Annotated in this window: 15 protein-coding genes; 6 read left to right on the top strand and 9 right to left on the bottom strand. The window is 45.8% G+C overall.

All coding sequences use genetic code 11. The features are described from left to right. Positions 1-59: 59 nt before the first annotated feature. The 7 genes from ACESTD_RS15010 to ACESTD_RS14980 all read right to left on the bottom strand — a co-directional run bounded on the left by ACESTD_RS15010 (position 60) and on the right by ACESTD_RS14980 (position 7,771). On the bottom strand, positions 60-1,376 hold the full coding sequence (locus ACESTD_RS15010) for a restriction endonuclease subunit S (protein ID WP_195289135.1): 1,317 nt from the start codon (positions 1,374-1,376) through the stop codon (positions 60-62). Continuing rightward, a complete protein-coding gene (locus ACESTD_RS15005; protein WP_373158965.1) occupies positions 1,373-1,849 on the bottom strand; it encodes a Fic family protein in 477 nt (158 codons plus the stop codon). The genes ACESTD_RS15010 and ACESTD_RS15005 overlap by 4 nt, the downstream gene beginning before the upstream one ends. Next, the gene (locus tag ACESTD_RS15000; protein ID WP_195289134.1) at positions 1,842-2,858 is read right to left on the bottom strand and encodes a DNA-binding protein; all 1,017 of its coding nucleotides are present in this window, start codon (positions 2,856-2,858) and stop codon (positions 1,842-1,844) included. The genes ACESTD_RS15005 and ACESTD_RS15000 overlap by 8 nt, the downstream gene beginning before the upstream one ends. A 15-nt stretch (positions 2,859-2,873) precedes the next feature. After that, a complete protein-coding gene (locus ACESTD_RS14995; RefSeq protein WP_057280660.1) occupies positions 2,874-4,382 on the bottom strand; it encodes a class I SAM-dependent DNA methyltransferase in 1,509 nt (502 codons plus the stop codon). A 2-nt stretch (positions 4,383-4,384) separates the two neighbouring features. Then, on the bottom strand, positions 4,385-6,709 hold the full coding sequence (gene hsdR, locus ACESTD_RS14990; protein WP_057280659.1) for an EcoAI/FtnUII family type I restriction enzme subunit R: 2,325 nt from the start codon (positions 6,707-6,709) through the stop codon (positions 4,385-4,387). A 9-nt stretch (positions 6,710-6,718) separates the two neighbouring features. Continuing rightward, positions 6,719-6,925: a helix-turn-helix transcriptional regulator gene (locus ACESTD_RS14985; protein WP_016272796.1), complete on the bottom strand. Its 207-nt coding sequence runs from the start codon at positions 6,923-6,925 to the stop codon at positions 6,719-6,721. Between the two features lie 99 nt (positions 6,926-7,024). Next, a complete protein-coding gene (locus ACESTD_RS14980; RefSeq protein ID WP_373158966.1) occupies positions 7,025-7,771 on the bottom strand; it encodes a hypothetical protein in 747 nt (248 codons plus the stop codon). 354 nt (positions 7,772-8,125) lie between these two features. Here ACESTD_RS14980 and ACESTD_RS14975 point away from each other — a divergent pair, with 354 nt between their 5' ends. After that, complete coding sequence (locus tag ACESTD_RS14975) at positions 8,126-9,361, top strand: site-specific integrase (RefSeq protein ID WP_103878218.1); 1,236 nt, start codon at positions 8,126-8,128, stop codon at positions 9,359-9,361. An 11-nt stretch (positions 9,362-9,372) separates the two neighbouring features. Continuing rightward, positions 9,373-9,735, top strand: coding sequence for a RhuM protein (locus ACESTD_RS14970; RefSeq protein WP_177801628.1), 363 nt, complete (start codon positions 9,373-9,375; stop codon positions 9,733-9,735). Between the two features lie 81 nt (positions 9,736-9,816). Here ACESTD_RS14970 and ACESTD_RS14965 read toward each other — a convergent pair whose 3' ends face one another. After that, positions 9,817-10,119, bottom strand: a complete 303-nt coding sequence (locus ACESTD_RS14965) for a helix-turn-helix domain-containing protein (protein WP_103878220.1) — start codon at positions 10,117-10,119, stop codon at positions 9,817-9,819. Positions 10,120-10,149: 30 nt separating this feature from the next. Continuing rightward, entirely contained in the window at positions 10,150-10,449 is a 300-nt protein-coding gene (locus tag ACESTD_RS14960; protein ID WP_177801629.1) for a helix-turn-helix domain-containing protein, read from the bottom strand. 201 nt (positions 10,450-10,650) lie between these two features. On the opposite strand from ACESTD_RS14960, the gene ACESTD_RS14955 reads away from it, so the two are divergent. The 4 genes from ACESTD_RS14955 to ACESTD_RS14940 all read left to right on the top strand — a co-directional run bounded on the left by ACESTD_RS14955 (position 10,651) and on the right by ACESTD_RS14940 (position 15,114). After that, positions 10,651-11,013, top strand: coding sequence for a helix-turn-helix domain-containing protein (locus tag ACESTD_RS14955; protein WP_103878222.1), 363 nt, complete (start codon positions 10,651-10,653; stop codon positions 11,011-11,013). Positions 11,014-11,016: 3 nt separating this feature from the next. After that, positions 11,017-11,367 carry a helix-turn-helix domain-containing protein gene (locus tag ACESTD_RS14950; protein WP_103878223.1) on the top strand — a complete coding sequence of 117 codons (351 nt, stop codon included), beginning with the start codon at positions 11,017-11,019 and terminating at the stop codon, positions 11,365-11,367. A gap of 20 nt (positions 11,368-11,387) precedes the next feature. Further along, on the top strand, positions 11,388-12,962 hold the full coding sequence (locus ACESTD_RS14945) for a DUF3945 domain-containing protein (protein WP_008653367.1): 1,575 nt from the start codon (positions 11,388-11,390) through the stop codon (positions 12,960-12,962). A gap of 61 nt (positions 12,963-13,023) precedes the next feature. Next, on the top strand, positions 13,024-15,114 hold the full coding sequence (locus ACESTD_RS14940; protein WP_373158967.1) for a DNA topoisomerase: 2,091 nt from the start codon (positions 13,024-13,026) through the stop codon (positions 15,112-15,114). Positions 15,115-15,218: the final 104 nt, after the last annotated feature.

Raw genomic sequence — 15,218 nt, 5'->3', positions numbered from 1 at the left:
TGGCGCGGGCCGTTCCCCGACCGATGAGTTTTCTAGAGATAAATAATGCGTGACACAGTTTATTTTACACTACCTAACTGTTTGAATGTACTCCCCATATACCCATCTTGCAGAACAGTGAAAACTTCACCTGAATTTTCACCATCTACAAGAATGATGTTATCTCTGGCATAGACAAATTTTCCTTTCTCTACAATGGTAGCAGATGATTTACCACGTAGGTATTTTGCATCCAGACAGATGCTCTTTCCGTTTCTTTTTTCACCGTCTATCAGTTGGCATATATCTTTCAAACGTAGCACAGACCAATTGTTAGGATATTCAAAAGGAAGCTCAATTTCAACGGTTTGCGCATTTATCCTCTCATAATACTTGTTATCGTCACCTTTGAAGATAATAGAATCGGTTAAGGCAGACTTCTTTAGTTTTCCTTCTTTGACAAGTTGCAATTTTTCTTGCCGTATTTGTTCGAATAATTCTTGGGCGGTACCTTCCTCTGCAATCTGTGGAACTAATTTACCCTGTATTGCCTCTTGAAGAATAGATTTTCTTAGAATAATAGGTAATTCTCCATTTAGTTGCTTCAATTTTTGATACAACTCCCCATATTTTATAATCGGTAATGCTATGTTTTTTACCTTTTCTACGATTCTTACAGTTTCAAAGAGACTAGGTATAGGAACGAGTAGATTTGAAATTTTTTCTGCATTGATATTGCATTGTTGAACACCGATAGTTTTGACCTCATTACAATAATCTCGTGCATACGGAGTATTTAGTAATAAATTTAAGTACTCCGAATTTATAAAAATGGGACGTAATAGTATTAGATACCCTGCAAATATTGCATTCCGTTGTCCCCTAAAAATAGCAGTCTTACCAACTAATTCAGCACTGTTAGTCCGATTAAACAATAAATCACCATATTGCAATAATAGCTTTTTATTATCATCTAAATCATTACTAAAAACGAGTTTGTCAAATACAATTTCCCCGTCTTGAATATTCCCCATCCTAAGAACTGGTAATATACCAGATGGAACCGATTTTTTTGAAGTTCCATATTTGGGAGGATAAATAAGCAACGAAAGTCCGCACCATTCCCATCCATTCGGAATCTCAAACGGAATCTCATCATCTATGCACTTCACCTCTCCCGTAGCAAGAAACTTCTCATAATAGGAATTGTCCTCACCACGATAAATGATTGATTCGTTTTTGTCCTTCTTGATTTTCTTTTCTTTCACCAGCTTTGCTTTTTCTGTTCTGATACGTTCAAGAAGTACAGAAGCTGGTTCGTCATTGGGGTCTTGTGGTACAAGTTTTCCTTGTATCGCCCACTGAAGTATGCTGTTTTTTAATTGTTTTCCGTTCATTGTTCGTAATCTTCGCCTTGTATTCCTAACTCTCCTTTGCTCATGGCATTGGCAATATCTATTTTCAGTTCTTCGTCATAGTCTTTACTCGTCAAAAAGCTATTGACGATGCGCAGCAACAAATCTTGGTCGATGTTTGATACCGCCACGTGATATATGATAGATTCCAATGTACGCATGCATGTACAAGCGTGCCAGTAGTATTTATTCTTATGTAAGAAGTATGTACCCAAAGTCAGTGCAATACGTTTATTCCCATCATTAAAGAAATGCCCGGAACAGAATCTATACATCAGATAGGTTAGTTTGTCGGCAAAGGTCGGATAGTATAAATCATTTTGCACAAAATCCAATGTTGCACGAATACCACCTTCATCACGCACTCCTTCAAAACCACCATCACTGGCATCAATCATTTTGCCATAGATGTTTAAGGTTTCATCGTAATCTATGTAAATAATATCCTTACTCATCTTCTGCCTGCTTTAAGCGTTTGAGCACATCTTTGTTATCCGCTAAGATACGGTCAAAATCAATAGACTGGTCACCGATGAATCGTTCAAACTCTTCAGGAGTAACAGCTTGTAGGTAATCTGCTATATTACCATGATACGCATCCCGGAAACTGAAATCCCTTGAAGCCATTTTAGTCCTGGCATCATTCAGATAAGGTTTTTGCATTGGATGTTCGGCAAGTTCGTTTACAATACGCTCCACTTCTTCAATGGTAAGCAACTTACCACCATTTTCTTTAAATCGTTCACTGATGGCTGCACCCACTCCGTTTTCAAAAGAAGAGATAACCAATAGAACCTCTGAATACAACGTGTGTCGAACATTGTCTTTTGAATCCAACTTTATTACTTCTCGGTATTCTTTAGCATTCTCTTTGAATACAGCCTTGTAGATAAAATCTGTAATCTGAGAATACTTATATGTATGATGTCCATCCACATATTGATTGATGGCAGAAGTAAGATTTTTCCGATAATTTTCTTCTGTGATTGCGGCAGGAAGATAATTCACATCTCTACGATTAATATATTTTGTTCCTCCACCTGTCTTTTCATTGATGGTAGTAATCACAAAATCCAAGATAAGACTACGGACTTTTTTAGCTTTCTCACTCTCTGTAAGCAGCATACCTATATTCAAGAAAGAGCGGAAATTAAATAATCCGAGCTGCGTTGTTTTGCTCGCCTCATTAATAAGGTGAGCAAATTCTAACTTAAACTCTTTCAATTGTTTACCCTTACATAAAATATATCCATTATGTTTCAGCTCATCAGAATTTGATTGCAGATAACGATCTATTGTAGATGTATCAACTTGATAAAAGTCGGCAACCATTTTTTTTGTAAAGCGGTATTCTCCCTCAAAGAGCATTCCTTCTATATCAAGATGCTCCTGTACCTTACTGACCGCAAAACGGTTGTTAAGTACATTTTGTCTTTCTATGTTTGAGATGGTCAAATCTTTCATATCACTTCACAATTATCAATTACACGATTTTATGTCTATACCGAGAATCTTTTGAATCTCAGAAAGGGTTTTGTCTATTTCATGGTCGAGTGCAGCACGTTTCTCAAAATACTGTTTGAGCAATTCTGCCGGAGGGAGTATTTCTTCTTCTTCTTTCGGGAACTTGCATTGGTCAAAGTTGCAATCCAAGTCAATCAGTTGTTGAGCAGTAAACACACGACTCTTTTCTCCCTCTTCGTCACTTATAATTTCTTTCCTATCTTTCCACCATTCCTGAATAGGCAGTGTGTGTTCTACCTTCATTGGTTTGGTCTTTGAGAAGTGTTTGTACCCTTCCGGCATATCCAAACGATAGAACCATGTCTCTTTGGTCTTGAATCCTTCTTCGCAACCTTCGGCTTTTTCATTATTAAAGAAAAGAATGTTGGTTGCAATAGAGGTATATGGGGAGAATATAGAACCCGGCAAACGGATGATAGTATGCAGATTGAACTTGCGGAGTAAATTTTCTTTAAGTGCAAGTTTTGCTCCATCCGTACCAAACAAGAAACCATCTGGGATAATCACACCGCATCTACCACCAGCTTTAAGGCGGTACATGATAAGGGCTATGAATAAATCCGCAGTTTCACTTGAACGGTATTGCACCGGGAAATTGCTTTTTACACTATCTTCTGTGCTACCGCCATACGGAGGATTCATACCGATAACATCCACTTTATCGCTTTCCTTGAAATCAGTGATATTTGTTCCAAGCGAATCACAGTTAGCTATATTGGGAGCTTCAATATCATGGAGTAACAGATTTGTTATACTCAAAAGATAAGGTAGCGGTTTCCATTCTTGTCCCACGACTGCATTTTGCAGTTTTTCTCCATCTTCGGCAGAACCGACGCTCTTACTCATATAATTGAGAGCAGAAGTAAGGAAGCCACCTGTACCACTGGTGAAGTCACCAAAGGTCTCGCCCAATTTCGGGTCAAGCATCATCACGATAAAGTCTGTCAAAGCACGTGGAGTATAGAACTCACCTGCATTGCCTGCTGATTGCAAGTCTTTCAAGATTCCCTCATAAATATCTCCAAATGTGTGGCGGTCATCAGCATCGTCAAATTCGATTTCATTTACGATGTTGACCACTTGACGCAAAAGCGTTCCATTCTTCATATACTGGTTTAAGTCAGCAAATGTTTCTTGAACAATGCTTTTGGCTCTTGGTGTATTGGCATCTATCGGAAGATTCTTTAAAGTAGGAAACAGCTTTTCATTGACGAAAGAGAGCAATGCTTCTCCTGTCAACGCTTCGCCGTCTTTTTCATCTACTGCCCATTTGCGCCAACGCAAATCTTCGGGGATGATGGACTTGTAGTTGTCATCTTTGTATTCCCATGTTTCTTCCTGAGTGTCATAGACTTTCAAGAAAAACATCCAAGTCATTTGTTCAATTCTCTGTGCGTCACCATTGATACCAGCATCTTGGCGCATTATATTTTGGATTCGCTTTATGATGTTGTTTACTGCCATTTTTAAGCTGATTTATATATTTGATATTCAAGTTCTCTGATAGCTTGTTCAAAAGCGACTTTGCCACCGAATAACTTTATGATTTTAGTTGGTTTCCCTATACTGTTGAACGGCGGTATCTCCAAAATATTTGCCTTTTCAAAGTCGAGAATACCATTCTCTGCATATTTGTCAAGAAGAGCCTCCAATACTTCACGAGCTTTACCTTCGTACTTCCCGAAGTAATTACGCTTCTTTACATTGTTTGCTCTCTCTTTCCTTGTTAATGGCGGTTGGTCAAACGCAACGTGGCATATCACATCAAAGATGTCGGCATCCTTCAATGCCGAATTAGCTTCACGTACAGCATCTATCAGAATAGCATATTCCTTCAATTCATCCATAATGGCTTGTTTGCGTTCTGCCTCCGTCCACGTTTGGATAAAATCATCCAAAGTTTGGTAATGGCGTAATAATTGCTTTTTAGCAAACGACTGAACACTTTCCGTTCTCATCGTCTTACCATCTTCTCCTAACACTGAAACGATTTCATGGGCAATGCGAATATTCTTACCGCTGATAAGATATTTCTCACGAGGCTCAGATACTATTGGAGTTTCTGGAGTATCAATGATTTTGTAAGGCTTGGGCTTTTTCCCTCCTCCTTTTGGTGGTTCCGGGTCACCATCAAATGCTGGATCTTTGAATTTTGCGGTAGCATTGCGGAAATCAAGGATTTCCAAATGCCATTTGCCCTTGTCTTTTCTAAGTCGTGTACCTCGTCCAATGATTTGCTTAAATTCAGTCATAGAACCAATTTCTTTGTCTATGACGATTAAACCACAAGTTTTGCAGTCTACTCCTGTAGATAAAAGTTCAGATGTGGTAACAATTACAGGATAAGGCTCATCTACACTAATGAAATTGTCCAGTTGTTTCTTACCTTCTTTATCCTCACCAACAATACGTGTAACATAGTAAGGCGACTTTTTACATAAATCGCTATTCATATTGATAAGCAGCGTCCGCATTTCGGCAGCTTCCTCAATATCAGAACAGAATACGATTGTCTTTGTCATACGACCAATGTCATGTAACATTTGGGTTATCCTATGTGCTACTACTTTACGCCTTAACTTGATGGCAAGATCACGACCTATATTCTGTCTTTGATATAGTTTCTGTTCAATCTCCTTGCCTAATAAATCTATTTCACCTTCTTCTGGAGTCCATCCTTGTAAATCAATATTAATAAAGTCTGCTGTAACCCTGTATGGAGCTAAGAAACCATCTTGAATGCCTTGAAGAAGTGAATAGGTATATACTGGTTCACCGAAATAATCCAAGTTGTTCGCGCCTTCGTCAGCTTTCGGTGTGGCTGTCATACCAATTTGGGTAGCCGCACTAAAATATTCCAATACCTTGCGCCATGCGGAATCGTCTTTTGCACTTCCTCTATGACACTCATCGACAATAATTAAATCAAAGAAATTTGGCTGCACCTCCAAGAATGGATCTGGTTTACCCTCTTTTCCGACTAATTGGTGGTATAAAGCCATATACACCTCAAACGCAGAATTAATCTTAGCTTCTCCTTCTTTAGGTGAGATTATTTTAGTTATTATACCCTGCTTCTTGAAAGGTTTGAAGTCCTGAACCATTGTTTGGTCTATAAGAACATTGCGGTCTGCAAGATAAAGTATCTTTTTCTTTGCTTTACTCTTATGAAGTTTATGGATAATCTGGAATGCAGTAAAAGTCTTACCAGTACCAGTTGCCATTACTACAAGGACACGTTGTTGTCCTCTTGCGATAGCTTCTACTGTACGGTCAACTGCTATACGTTGATAATATCTTGGTTCATGGCTATGAGCATCATAGTAGAAAGGTGTTTCTATTATATTGAGCTCCTCCGATGTGTAGCTTTTGGATGCAAGATAACGGCTATATAGTTCTTCCTCTGTCGGAAAGTCCTCTAACTTAATTTCTGTTTCTTTCCCCGTGATAAAGTCATGTTCCAAGAACGCATCGCCATTACTGGAATACGCAAATTTCAAGTCAAGGATTTGGGCATAATCCATAGCTTGTTGGATGCCGCCTCCAATAGCGTGTTTATTGTCTTTGGCTTCAACTACAGCAATAGGCTTACCTTTATGATATAATAGGTAATCCGCTTTTTTGCCCTCTGCTACTGAATGTTGATTGCCAATAACAAGTACTCGACCATCTGTAAAATAGTACTCTTCACGCATATTTACACTTACAGCCCAACCTTTTCGTTGGAGCGCAGGAGTAATGAACAGAGTGCGTATCTCTTGTTCTTTGAGTTCTTTCTTGTTTACTTTCATGACAATAAATCAGTTATGATTACTGCTGACGATTAGGTCTTTCACGTCAATATTAAGAACATTGGCTATATCGTTGAGCGTTTTGAGGTCTGGTTGAACAGAATTGCTGCACCATTTACTTACAGTACAGTTAGATTTCCCAATCTGTTCTGCAAGCCATTTCCCAGTTTTTTGTTGTTCTGCAAGTACCACTTTTAGTCTGTTTAAATTAGCCATGAGATAAAATGTTTTAATCCAAGAGCAAAATTATATAATTTACCTGATAGTATAAGTAACTTCCGATAATAATTATTATGAGAAAGCTAAAAAAACGGATTAGATACCGTATTTTGATAAGATTTTCTCGTCAATTTCAATCTTATGCCGCCCAGTAGTAGTGCGCAGATTTTTTCTAACAGTGTCAAATGTATAGTTAGCGAACCATTCGGCAAATGTCGCCATCACAAATGATGTAGTCATATCTCTACCTATATTATATTGAAAAGCGATGTTCCAAGCAAAGTTCTTCAAAGAGATTTGTGTGAGGGAGGAACGCTTCTTGATATGAATTTCAGTAACAGAAAGCACTTGACGGTTAGCCACAAAATAGCGGACAGATTCGCTAATTTGGTAAATCTCTGTTTCGTCCAAGTCAAAACGTTTGAATGTATCTCGTGTGTATTTTAGGATAACATTTAATTTTTCGTCTTCTTCTCTTTCTTTTTGCTGCTGATACTGTTGTTGTTCACGCTGGTATTCATAGTGAAATAACTCCATTCGTTTTTTTTGAACTTCTTCGCAGTTTGAGATAGGAAAATAAGCTAAAGGCAATGTCTTTTTACTGACTCTTTTCTTGACTAATACCAAGAATGATGGAGGGATGACTTCTATAATATATCTTACCACGATAATACAAAGATGATATATGAGTTTTAGTATGACATACCCGGTAGCCATAACAAATGGAAGTAAACTCATTCGTATGCCAAATATCTTGCATACTTGAAATGCAATCATCGAAGCCAGCAACACCGCAATGACCTCTATTGCCAAAGAATGAAGTATATATTGTTTTTGCTTCATACCTATTGTTGTTTATTTCGTGTGCAAAGTTAGCGATAAATAGTGAGATACGGAAATATTAGGTAAAACCTTTGATAGATAGACAAAACGGAGAAGTTGAAAAATACTGCCGGAGGCGTTAAAAGCCAGTTGGGAGCCATGTCGTGACTTCGTTACGTTACCTTTCCGTAACCATGCGAAAATCCGGTTTTCCTGCTGTTCGCAGAATGGCGAAATTAACTATTTTATAGTGAGTTACCAACAACTCACGCGAAAATAATCCTCCCTTGACAAAGATTGCGCCGTTCCTCCCCGTTTTGCGTATCGACAGCGAACTCTTCACCAACTAAATTTGAACCAAAAAATTTTAGAACGATGAAGAGTACATTTTCAGTAATCTATTACCTCAAACGGCAGGTAGTGAAAAAGGACGGGACAGTTCCCGTCATGGGGCGTATCACGGTGGACGGAAGCCAGACGCAGTTCAGTTGCAAGTTGAGTGTCGATCCGAAGTTGTGGGACACCAAAGGAGGACGTGTCACGGGCAGAAGCACGGCGGCACTCGAAACGAACCGTATGCTTGACAAGATGCGGGTACGCATCAACAGGCACTATCAGGAAATCATGGAGCGTGACAATTATGTCACCGCTGAAAAGGTAAAGAACGCCTTTCTCGGACTGGAACATCGTTACCACACGCTGATGCAAGTGTTCCGCCAGCACAACGAAGACTACGCGAAACAGGTGGAGGCAGGCATGAAAGCCAAAGGCACGCTTGCCAAATATCGCACCGTTTACAAGCACCTGCAAGAGTTCCTCACCATCCGCTACAATGTGAAGGACATCGCTCTGAAAGAGCTTACTCCCGCTTTCATCTCCGACTTCGAGATGTTCCTGCGCACGGACAAGCACTGCTGCACCAACACTGTCTGGCTGTATATCTGTCCGCTTCGGACAATGGTATTTATCGCCATCAACAATGAGTGGCTGACACGCGACCCGTTCCGCGAGTACGAAATCAAGAAGGAGGAAGCGGTACGCAGTTTCCTAACCAAAGAGGAAATCCGCCTGCTGATGGACGGAAAACTGAAAAACGCCAAACAGGAACTGTATCGTGACCTCTACCTGTTCTGTGCGTTCACAGGCTTGTCATTCGCGGATATGCGCAACCTCACGGAAGAGAATATCCGCACCTACTTCGACGAACACGAGTGGATAAACATCAACCGCCAGAAAACGGGCGTGGTGTCAAACATCCGCCTGCTTGACATCGCCAAGCGAATCATCGACAAGTATCGCGGGCTGTGTGAAGACGGCAGGATATTCCCCGTACCGCATTATAACACATGCCTTGGCGGTATCCGTGCCGTGGCTAAAAGATGTGGCATAACCAAGCATATCACTTGGCACCAAAGCCGTCATACGGCAGCCACGACGGTATTCCTCTCCAACGGCGTACCCATTGAAACCGTCAGTTCCATGCTCGGACACAAGAGCATAAAGACGACGCAAATTTACGCGAAGATCACCAAAGAGAAGCTCAATCAGGACATGGAGAACCTTGCCGCAAGGTTGAACAGTGTCGAGGAATTTGCAGGTTGCACCATCTAAAAAGAAAAGCCATGAAACGTGACATAATCATCATAGATGAAAAGTCGGTCAGCGTAACCGGTAACGACGTGTGGATGACCGCCACCGAAATCGCCGGACTGTTCCATGCGGGAGTTCCGGCAGTGAATGCCGCCATCAAAGCCGTCCGCAAGTCGGACGTGCTGAACGACTACGAGGTGTGCCACTATATGCAGCTTGAAAACGGTCTGCACGCCGATGTGTACACGCTTGAAATCATCATCCCCGTCGCTTTCCGGCTGAACACCTACAACGCCCACCTGTTCCGCACATGGCTGGTAGGCAAGGCTCTCTCCCAAGAGAAGCGGCAGGCATACGTCATGTTCTTCCCAAACGGGAACATCGGGTACAGTTGAATACATATAAAGAAAAATAGGACAAAGGAAAACGGGCGGCACTTCAAAATGGTGTCGCCCGTTTCCTTTTTTCATATCGCCCTATCTGATTGGTCTGCGGTAGTTCGTTTCCAGCACCTCACGCAGACCCGATTCCGGGTAAAGCACCTTACCGCCCAAAAGGATAAAGGGAAGCACGCGGTTGTTCCTGTATTCCTGCAAGGTTCGTCGGCTCACACGGAGCAGTTCGGACACCTCCTTGTCCGTCAGGTAACGCTCCCCGTCCAAAGGCGGGCTGTAACTTTCCAGAAAGGCGGAAAGCCATTTCGAGTTTTTCTGCACGTTCTGCAACAGCATGGTCACGTCTTCCGTGTCCATCGTGATTACATTGTTCTCCTCGTTCATTCTGCATCGGATTTTAAGGTGAATACTCGATTAACGGTCTGCGGGGTAAATCGTGCCGACCAACGGAATGACCCTTTTCACGTCCTCCGGCTTGTAATAAAAGCGGTAGCCGATCTGCGAGTAGCCGATAAAGCCACGGTCGCGCAACTTCGCCAGCGTGCGGGGACTGATTCTCAACTGTCGGCAGACCTCTTCCCCGGTCAGCCATTTTGCAAGCCGCCTTTCATCGCCCTTGCGCTGCAAGGCGGAGACTTTCTCCACGAATGCACCCATCTGTGCCATCATCCCGTCGAAAGTCTGTTTCTCGATAGATACTATTTCCATATTCATGTCATTTAGAATTTGCCGCAAAGGTAACGACACGGCATACAAGGCGTATCGTTTTCCGCTGAAAGGCTGCTTGTTGCGCCGTTTGACCGGGTAACGGAGCCATCTTCCGTAAAAATCTTGCGTGAGTCATGTAGTGAGTTGTTAAAGCCCCTTTTGTTTATTGCCGAATTTTGTCGCAGAAACAAAAAGAAAGGACTGAACATGAAAGTGATAACAATGGAAAGCTCCGCCTACAAGGAGATGATGGCGCAGATTGCGGACATCGCAGGGTACATCCGCGAGGCAAGGGACGAGAAGAAACGGAAGCGGGAAACCGAAGACAAGCTGCTTGACACGGTGCAGGCGGCGAAGATGCTAAACGTGAGCAAGCGCACCATGCAGCGTATGCGCACCGACCACCGCATCGAGTATGTGGTGGTACGCGGAAGCTGCCGATACCGTCTTTCCGAGATACTGCGGCTGCTGGAGGACAACACCGTAAGGAACGAGGAAGGGACAATAGACACCCTTTTCCACAACCATAGGCTGCGCACGGGCGGCAAACCAAAAGGAAGGAGGACATAGGTCATGGAACTGCTCACACGAAACAACTTTGAGGGATGGATGCAGAAGCTGATGGAACGGCTCGACCGTCAGGACGAACTGCTGCTGTCCATGAAAGCGGAGGGGCAACAGCCCACACTCTCGGAAAGCGTCCGCCTTTTCGACAATCAGGACTTGTGTATGCTGCTCCAGATAAGCAAGCGCACGCTTCAACGCTACCGCAGCATCGGCGCATTGCCCTACAAGACACTTGGGAAGAAGACCTATTACAGCGAGGAAGACGTGCTGACCTTCCTTTCCAACCATGTCAAGGAGTTCAAAAATGAAGATATAGCCTTCTACAAGGCTCGTATCCATAATTTCTTTCATAAATAACAAATTAAAAACTTTTTCAGATGGCAAAGAAAAAAGACGAAAAGGACGTGCTGGTTGTCCGTGACGAGAAGACGGGCGAGATCAGCGTGGTAGCCGGGCTGAATGCGGACGGCACACCCAAGCGCATCCCCGCTAAAGCGGAGAACGCGCAGAGTTTCCTGCAACTCGACCGACACGGCGACGCGCTGGACAACTTCTTCACCAACTTCTTCCGGCAGTGCAAGGAACCCAGCCGCTTCGGTTTCTACCGCATCGCGGCAGACCAAGCCGAGAATGTACTGGAGGTAATCAGGCAACTTCTTGAAGACCCCGAAGGCAACAAGGAGATGCTCGCCCCTCACAAGGTGGACACTTCCGAATATGAGAAGAAGGTGCTGGAAGAACAGACTGCACAACAGACAGAGAAACAAGAACCTCAAAAACAGGAGAACATGGAACAACAGCAAGAACAACAACAGCAACAGGAAAGCCCGCAACAGACGCAGGGCAGACAGGGGTACCAGCCCATCGACGAGAGCAAGATCAACTGGCAGGAGCTGGAAGAAAAATGGGGAGTGAAGTATGACGACCTCAAACAGTCGGGCGACCTCGCCAAGATGCTCAACTACGGCAAGTCCGACTTGGTGAAGGTCAAGCCCACCTTCGGCGGCGAATCTTTTGAATTGGACGCCCGCCTCTCCTTCAAGAAGGACGGCGAAGGAAACATCAGCCTCGTGCCGCACTTCATTCGCAAGGAGCAGAAGCTGGACGAGTACAAGGGACACAAGTTCACCGACGAGGAACGGAAAAGTATGCGCGAAACGGGCAACCTCGGCAGGGTCGTGGACCTCGTGGACAAGGAAACGGGTGAAGTCACCCCCTCCTTCATCAGCATCGACCGCAAGACGAATGAAATCACGGACATCGCGGCAAACAGGGTACGCATCCCGGAGCGCATCGGCAAGACGGAAATCACCAAGCAGGAGCAGGATATGCTCCGCGCCGGACTGCCCGTGCGCGACAAACTCATCGAGCGCAACGACGGCAGGAAGTTCGTCACCACCCTGCAAGTGAACGTGGAACAGCGCGGCGTGGAGTTCGTGCCGGGAACGGGCAAGTCGCCCCGTACCGCACAGACGCAGGAAGCCAAGAGCGACACCTCGCAGAGCCAGACGCATGACAGTGGAAACGCCGCCAACACCCAGAAGGAGCAACGCCGCAACACATGGACAAACGAGGACGGCAGTATCCGCCCCATCAGCAAATGGAGCGGAGTGAACTTCACCGAACAGCAGAAAGCCGACTATGTGGCGGGCAAGACCATCAAGCTGGAGAACGTGACCGACAAGCAGGGCTTCCACGCCACCATGTACCTCAAGTTCAACCCGGAGAAAGGTCGCCCGTACCGCTACGACACGAACCCCGACAACGCGCAGCAGGTAGCCCCGTCCAACGAGAGCCGCACACAGGTGGCGGTGAACAACGAGGGCAAGACCAACGAGGCGACAAAGGAACTGAAAGAGCCGTTGCAGAAGGGACAGACCGCCCCGAAGAACGAGAACCAGCAACGGCAGCAGGACAAGCCGAAGAAAAACAACAAGGGCATGAAGATGTAAATCCGTGTCCGCCACTAAATCCAAAAAAATCCAGAGTATCAACTGAAAAAAGAAAGAAAAGATGAAGACAATCATTGCAGAGAAGCCCTCCGTGGCACGCGAGATCGCCCGCATCGTGGGCGCGACAAAGAGAGAGGAAGGATATTTCGAGGGATACGGCTATTTCGTGACATGGGCATTCGGACACCTCGTCCAGCCTGCCATGCCCGACGGCTACGGCGTGCGCGGATTCGTCCGTGACAACCTCCCGATTATCCCCGACACCTTCACGCTCGTCCCCCGTCAGGTCAGGACGGAGAAGGGCTACAAACCCGACAGCGGTGTGGTGTCGCAGATAAAAGTCATCAAAAGACTTTTCAGTATATGCGAACAGATTATCGTGGCGACCGATGCCGGGCGCGAGGGAGAGCTGATTTTCCGATACCTCTACTCCTACATTGGCTGTACCACCCCGTTTGTGCGCCTGTGGATAAGCTCGCTCACCGACAAGGCTATCCGCGAGGGGCTGCGCAACCTCGAAGATGGCAGCAAGTACGACAACCTCTATCTCGCCGCCAAAGCGCGGAGTGAATCCGACTGGCTCGTGGGCATCAACGGCACTCAGGCGTTATCCATCGCCGCCGGACACGGCACATACTCCGTGGGACGGGTGCAGACACCCACATTGGCGATGGTGTGTGAACGCTACTGGGAGAACCGCCGCTTCACGCCCGAAGCCTTCTGGCAGCTCCATATCGCAACGGACGGTTGCGACGGCGAGGTCGTGAAATTCTCATCCTCCGAGAAATGGAAGGAGAAAGAGCCGGCGATGGAACTGTACAATAAGGTAAAGGCGGCAGGCTTCGCCACCGTCACGAAAGCCGAACGCAAGGAGAAGACGGAGGAAACACCGCTCCTGTACGACCTGACCACGCTCCAGAAGGAAGCCAACTCCAAGCACGGCTTCACGGCTGAACAGACGCTTGAAATCGCGCAGAAGCTCTACGAGAAGAAGCTGATAACCTATCCGAGAACGGGAAGCCGCTACATCCCCGAAGACGTGTTCGCCGAAATCCCCAAGCTGCTCGCCTTCATCGGCACACTGCCCGAATGGGAAGGCAAGGTAAAGGCGAAAGCCGTGCCGACACGCCGCAGCGTGGACGGTGGCAAGGTGACGGATCATCATGCCCTGCTCGTCACGGGAGAGAAACCGCTCTTCCTCTCCAAAGAAGACGGTATCATCTATCACATGGTTGCCGGACGCATGGTTGAGGCATTCTCCGGAAAATGCGTCAAGGACGTGACCAACGTCACGGCGGAATGTGCCGGAGTGGAGTTCGCCGTGAAAGGCAGTGTCATCAGGCAAGCCGGATGGCGTGCCGTCTATGGCGAGGAAAACAAGGATGAAACCACCATCCCCGGCTGGCAGGAAGGCGACACGCTGACACTGAAAGGCTCGTCCATCACTGAGGGAAAAACCAAACCCAAGCCGCTGCATACCGAAGCCACCCTGTTGTCGGCGATGGAAACGGCTGGCAAGGAAATCGAGGACGACGTACTGCGGCAGGCGATGAAGGACTGCGGCATCGGCACTCCCGCCACACGCGCCTCCATCATCGAAACACTCTTCAAGCGCGGTTACATGGAACGCTGCAAGAAGTCGCTCGTGCCTACCGAAAAGGGGCTTGCCCTCAACTCCGTCGTCAAGACGATGCGCATCGCCGATGTAGCCATGACGGGCGAATGGGAGAAGGAACTGGCACGCATCGAGCGCGGGGAACTGTCCGCCGACACCTTCCGCAAGGAGATAGAGGCGTACACACGGGAAATCACCTCCGAACTGCTCTCGTGCGACAAACTCTTCGGCAGCCGTGACTCCGGCTGCGCGTGTCCCAAGTGCGGCACGGGCAGGATGCGTTTCTACGGCAAGGTGGTACGCTGCGACAACACGGAGTGCGGACTGCCCGTGTTCCGGCTGAAAGCGGGACGCACCCTGTCCGACGACGAAATCAAGGACCTGCTCACCGACGGGCATACCAAACTGCTCAAAGGCTTCAAGAGCAAACAGGGCAAGAGTTTCGATGCCGTTGTCGCCTTTGACGGAGAATATAACACGACTTTCGTGTTCCCGGAGGCTAAAAAGGGCAAGAAATTTTCAGGACGGAAGAAATAGTATTAACTTTGCCACTTGTTCAGAGTAATGAATTGTTCTTCGATACCGGATTACACTCATACTTTGGATTTAGTGGTGGCACTCGGAGGGATACCGAGTGCCTT

Source organism: Bacteroides sp. AR20, assembly GCF_964250605.1.
Classification (GTDB): domain Bacteria; phylum Bacteroidota; class Bacteroidia; order Bacteroidales; family Bacteroidaceae; genus Bacteroides; species Bacteroides uniformis.
This window is presented reverse-complemented; position numbering and strand designations above follow the sequence as displayed.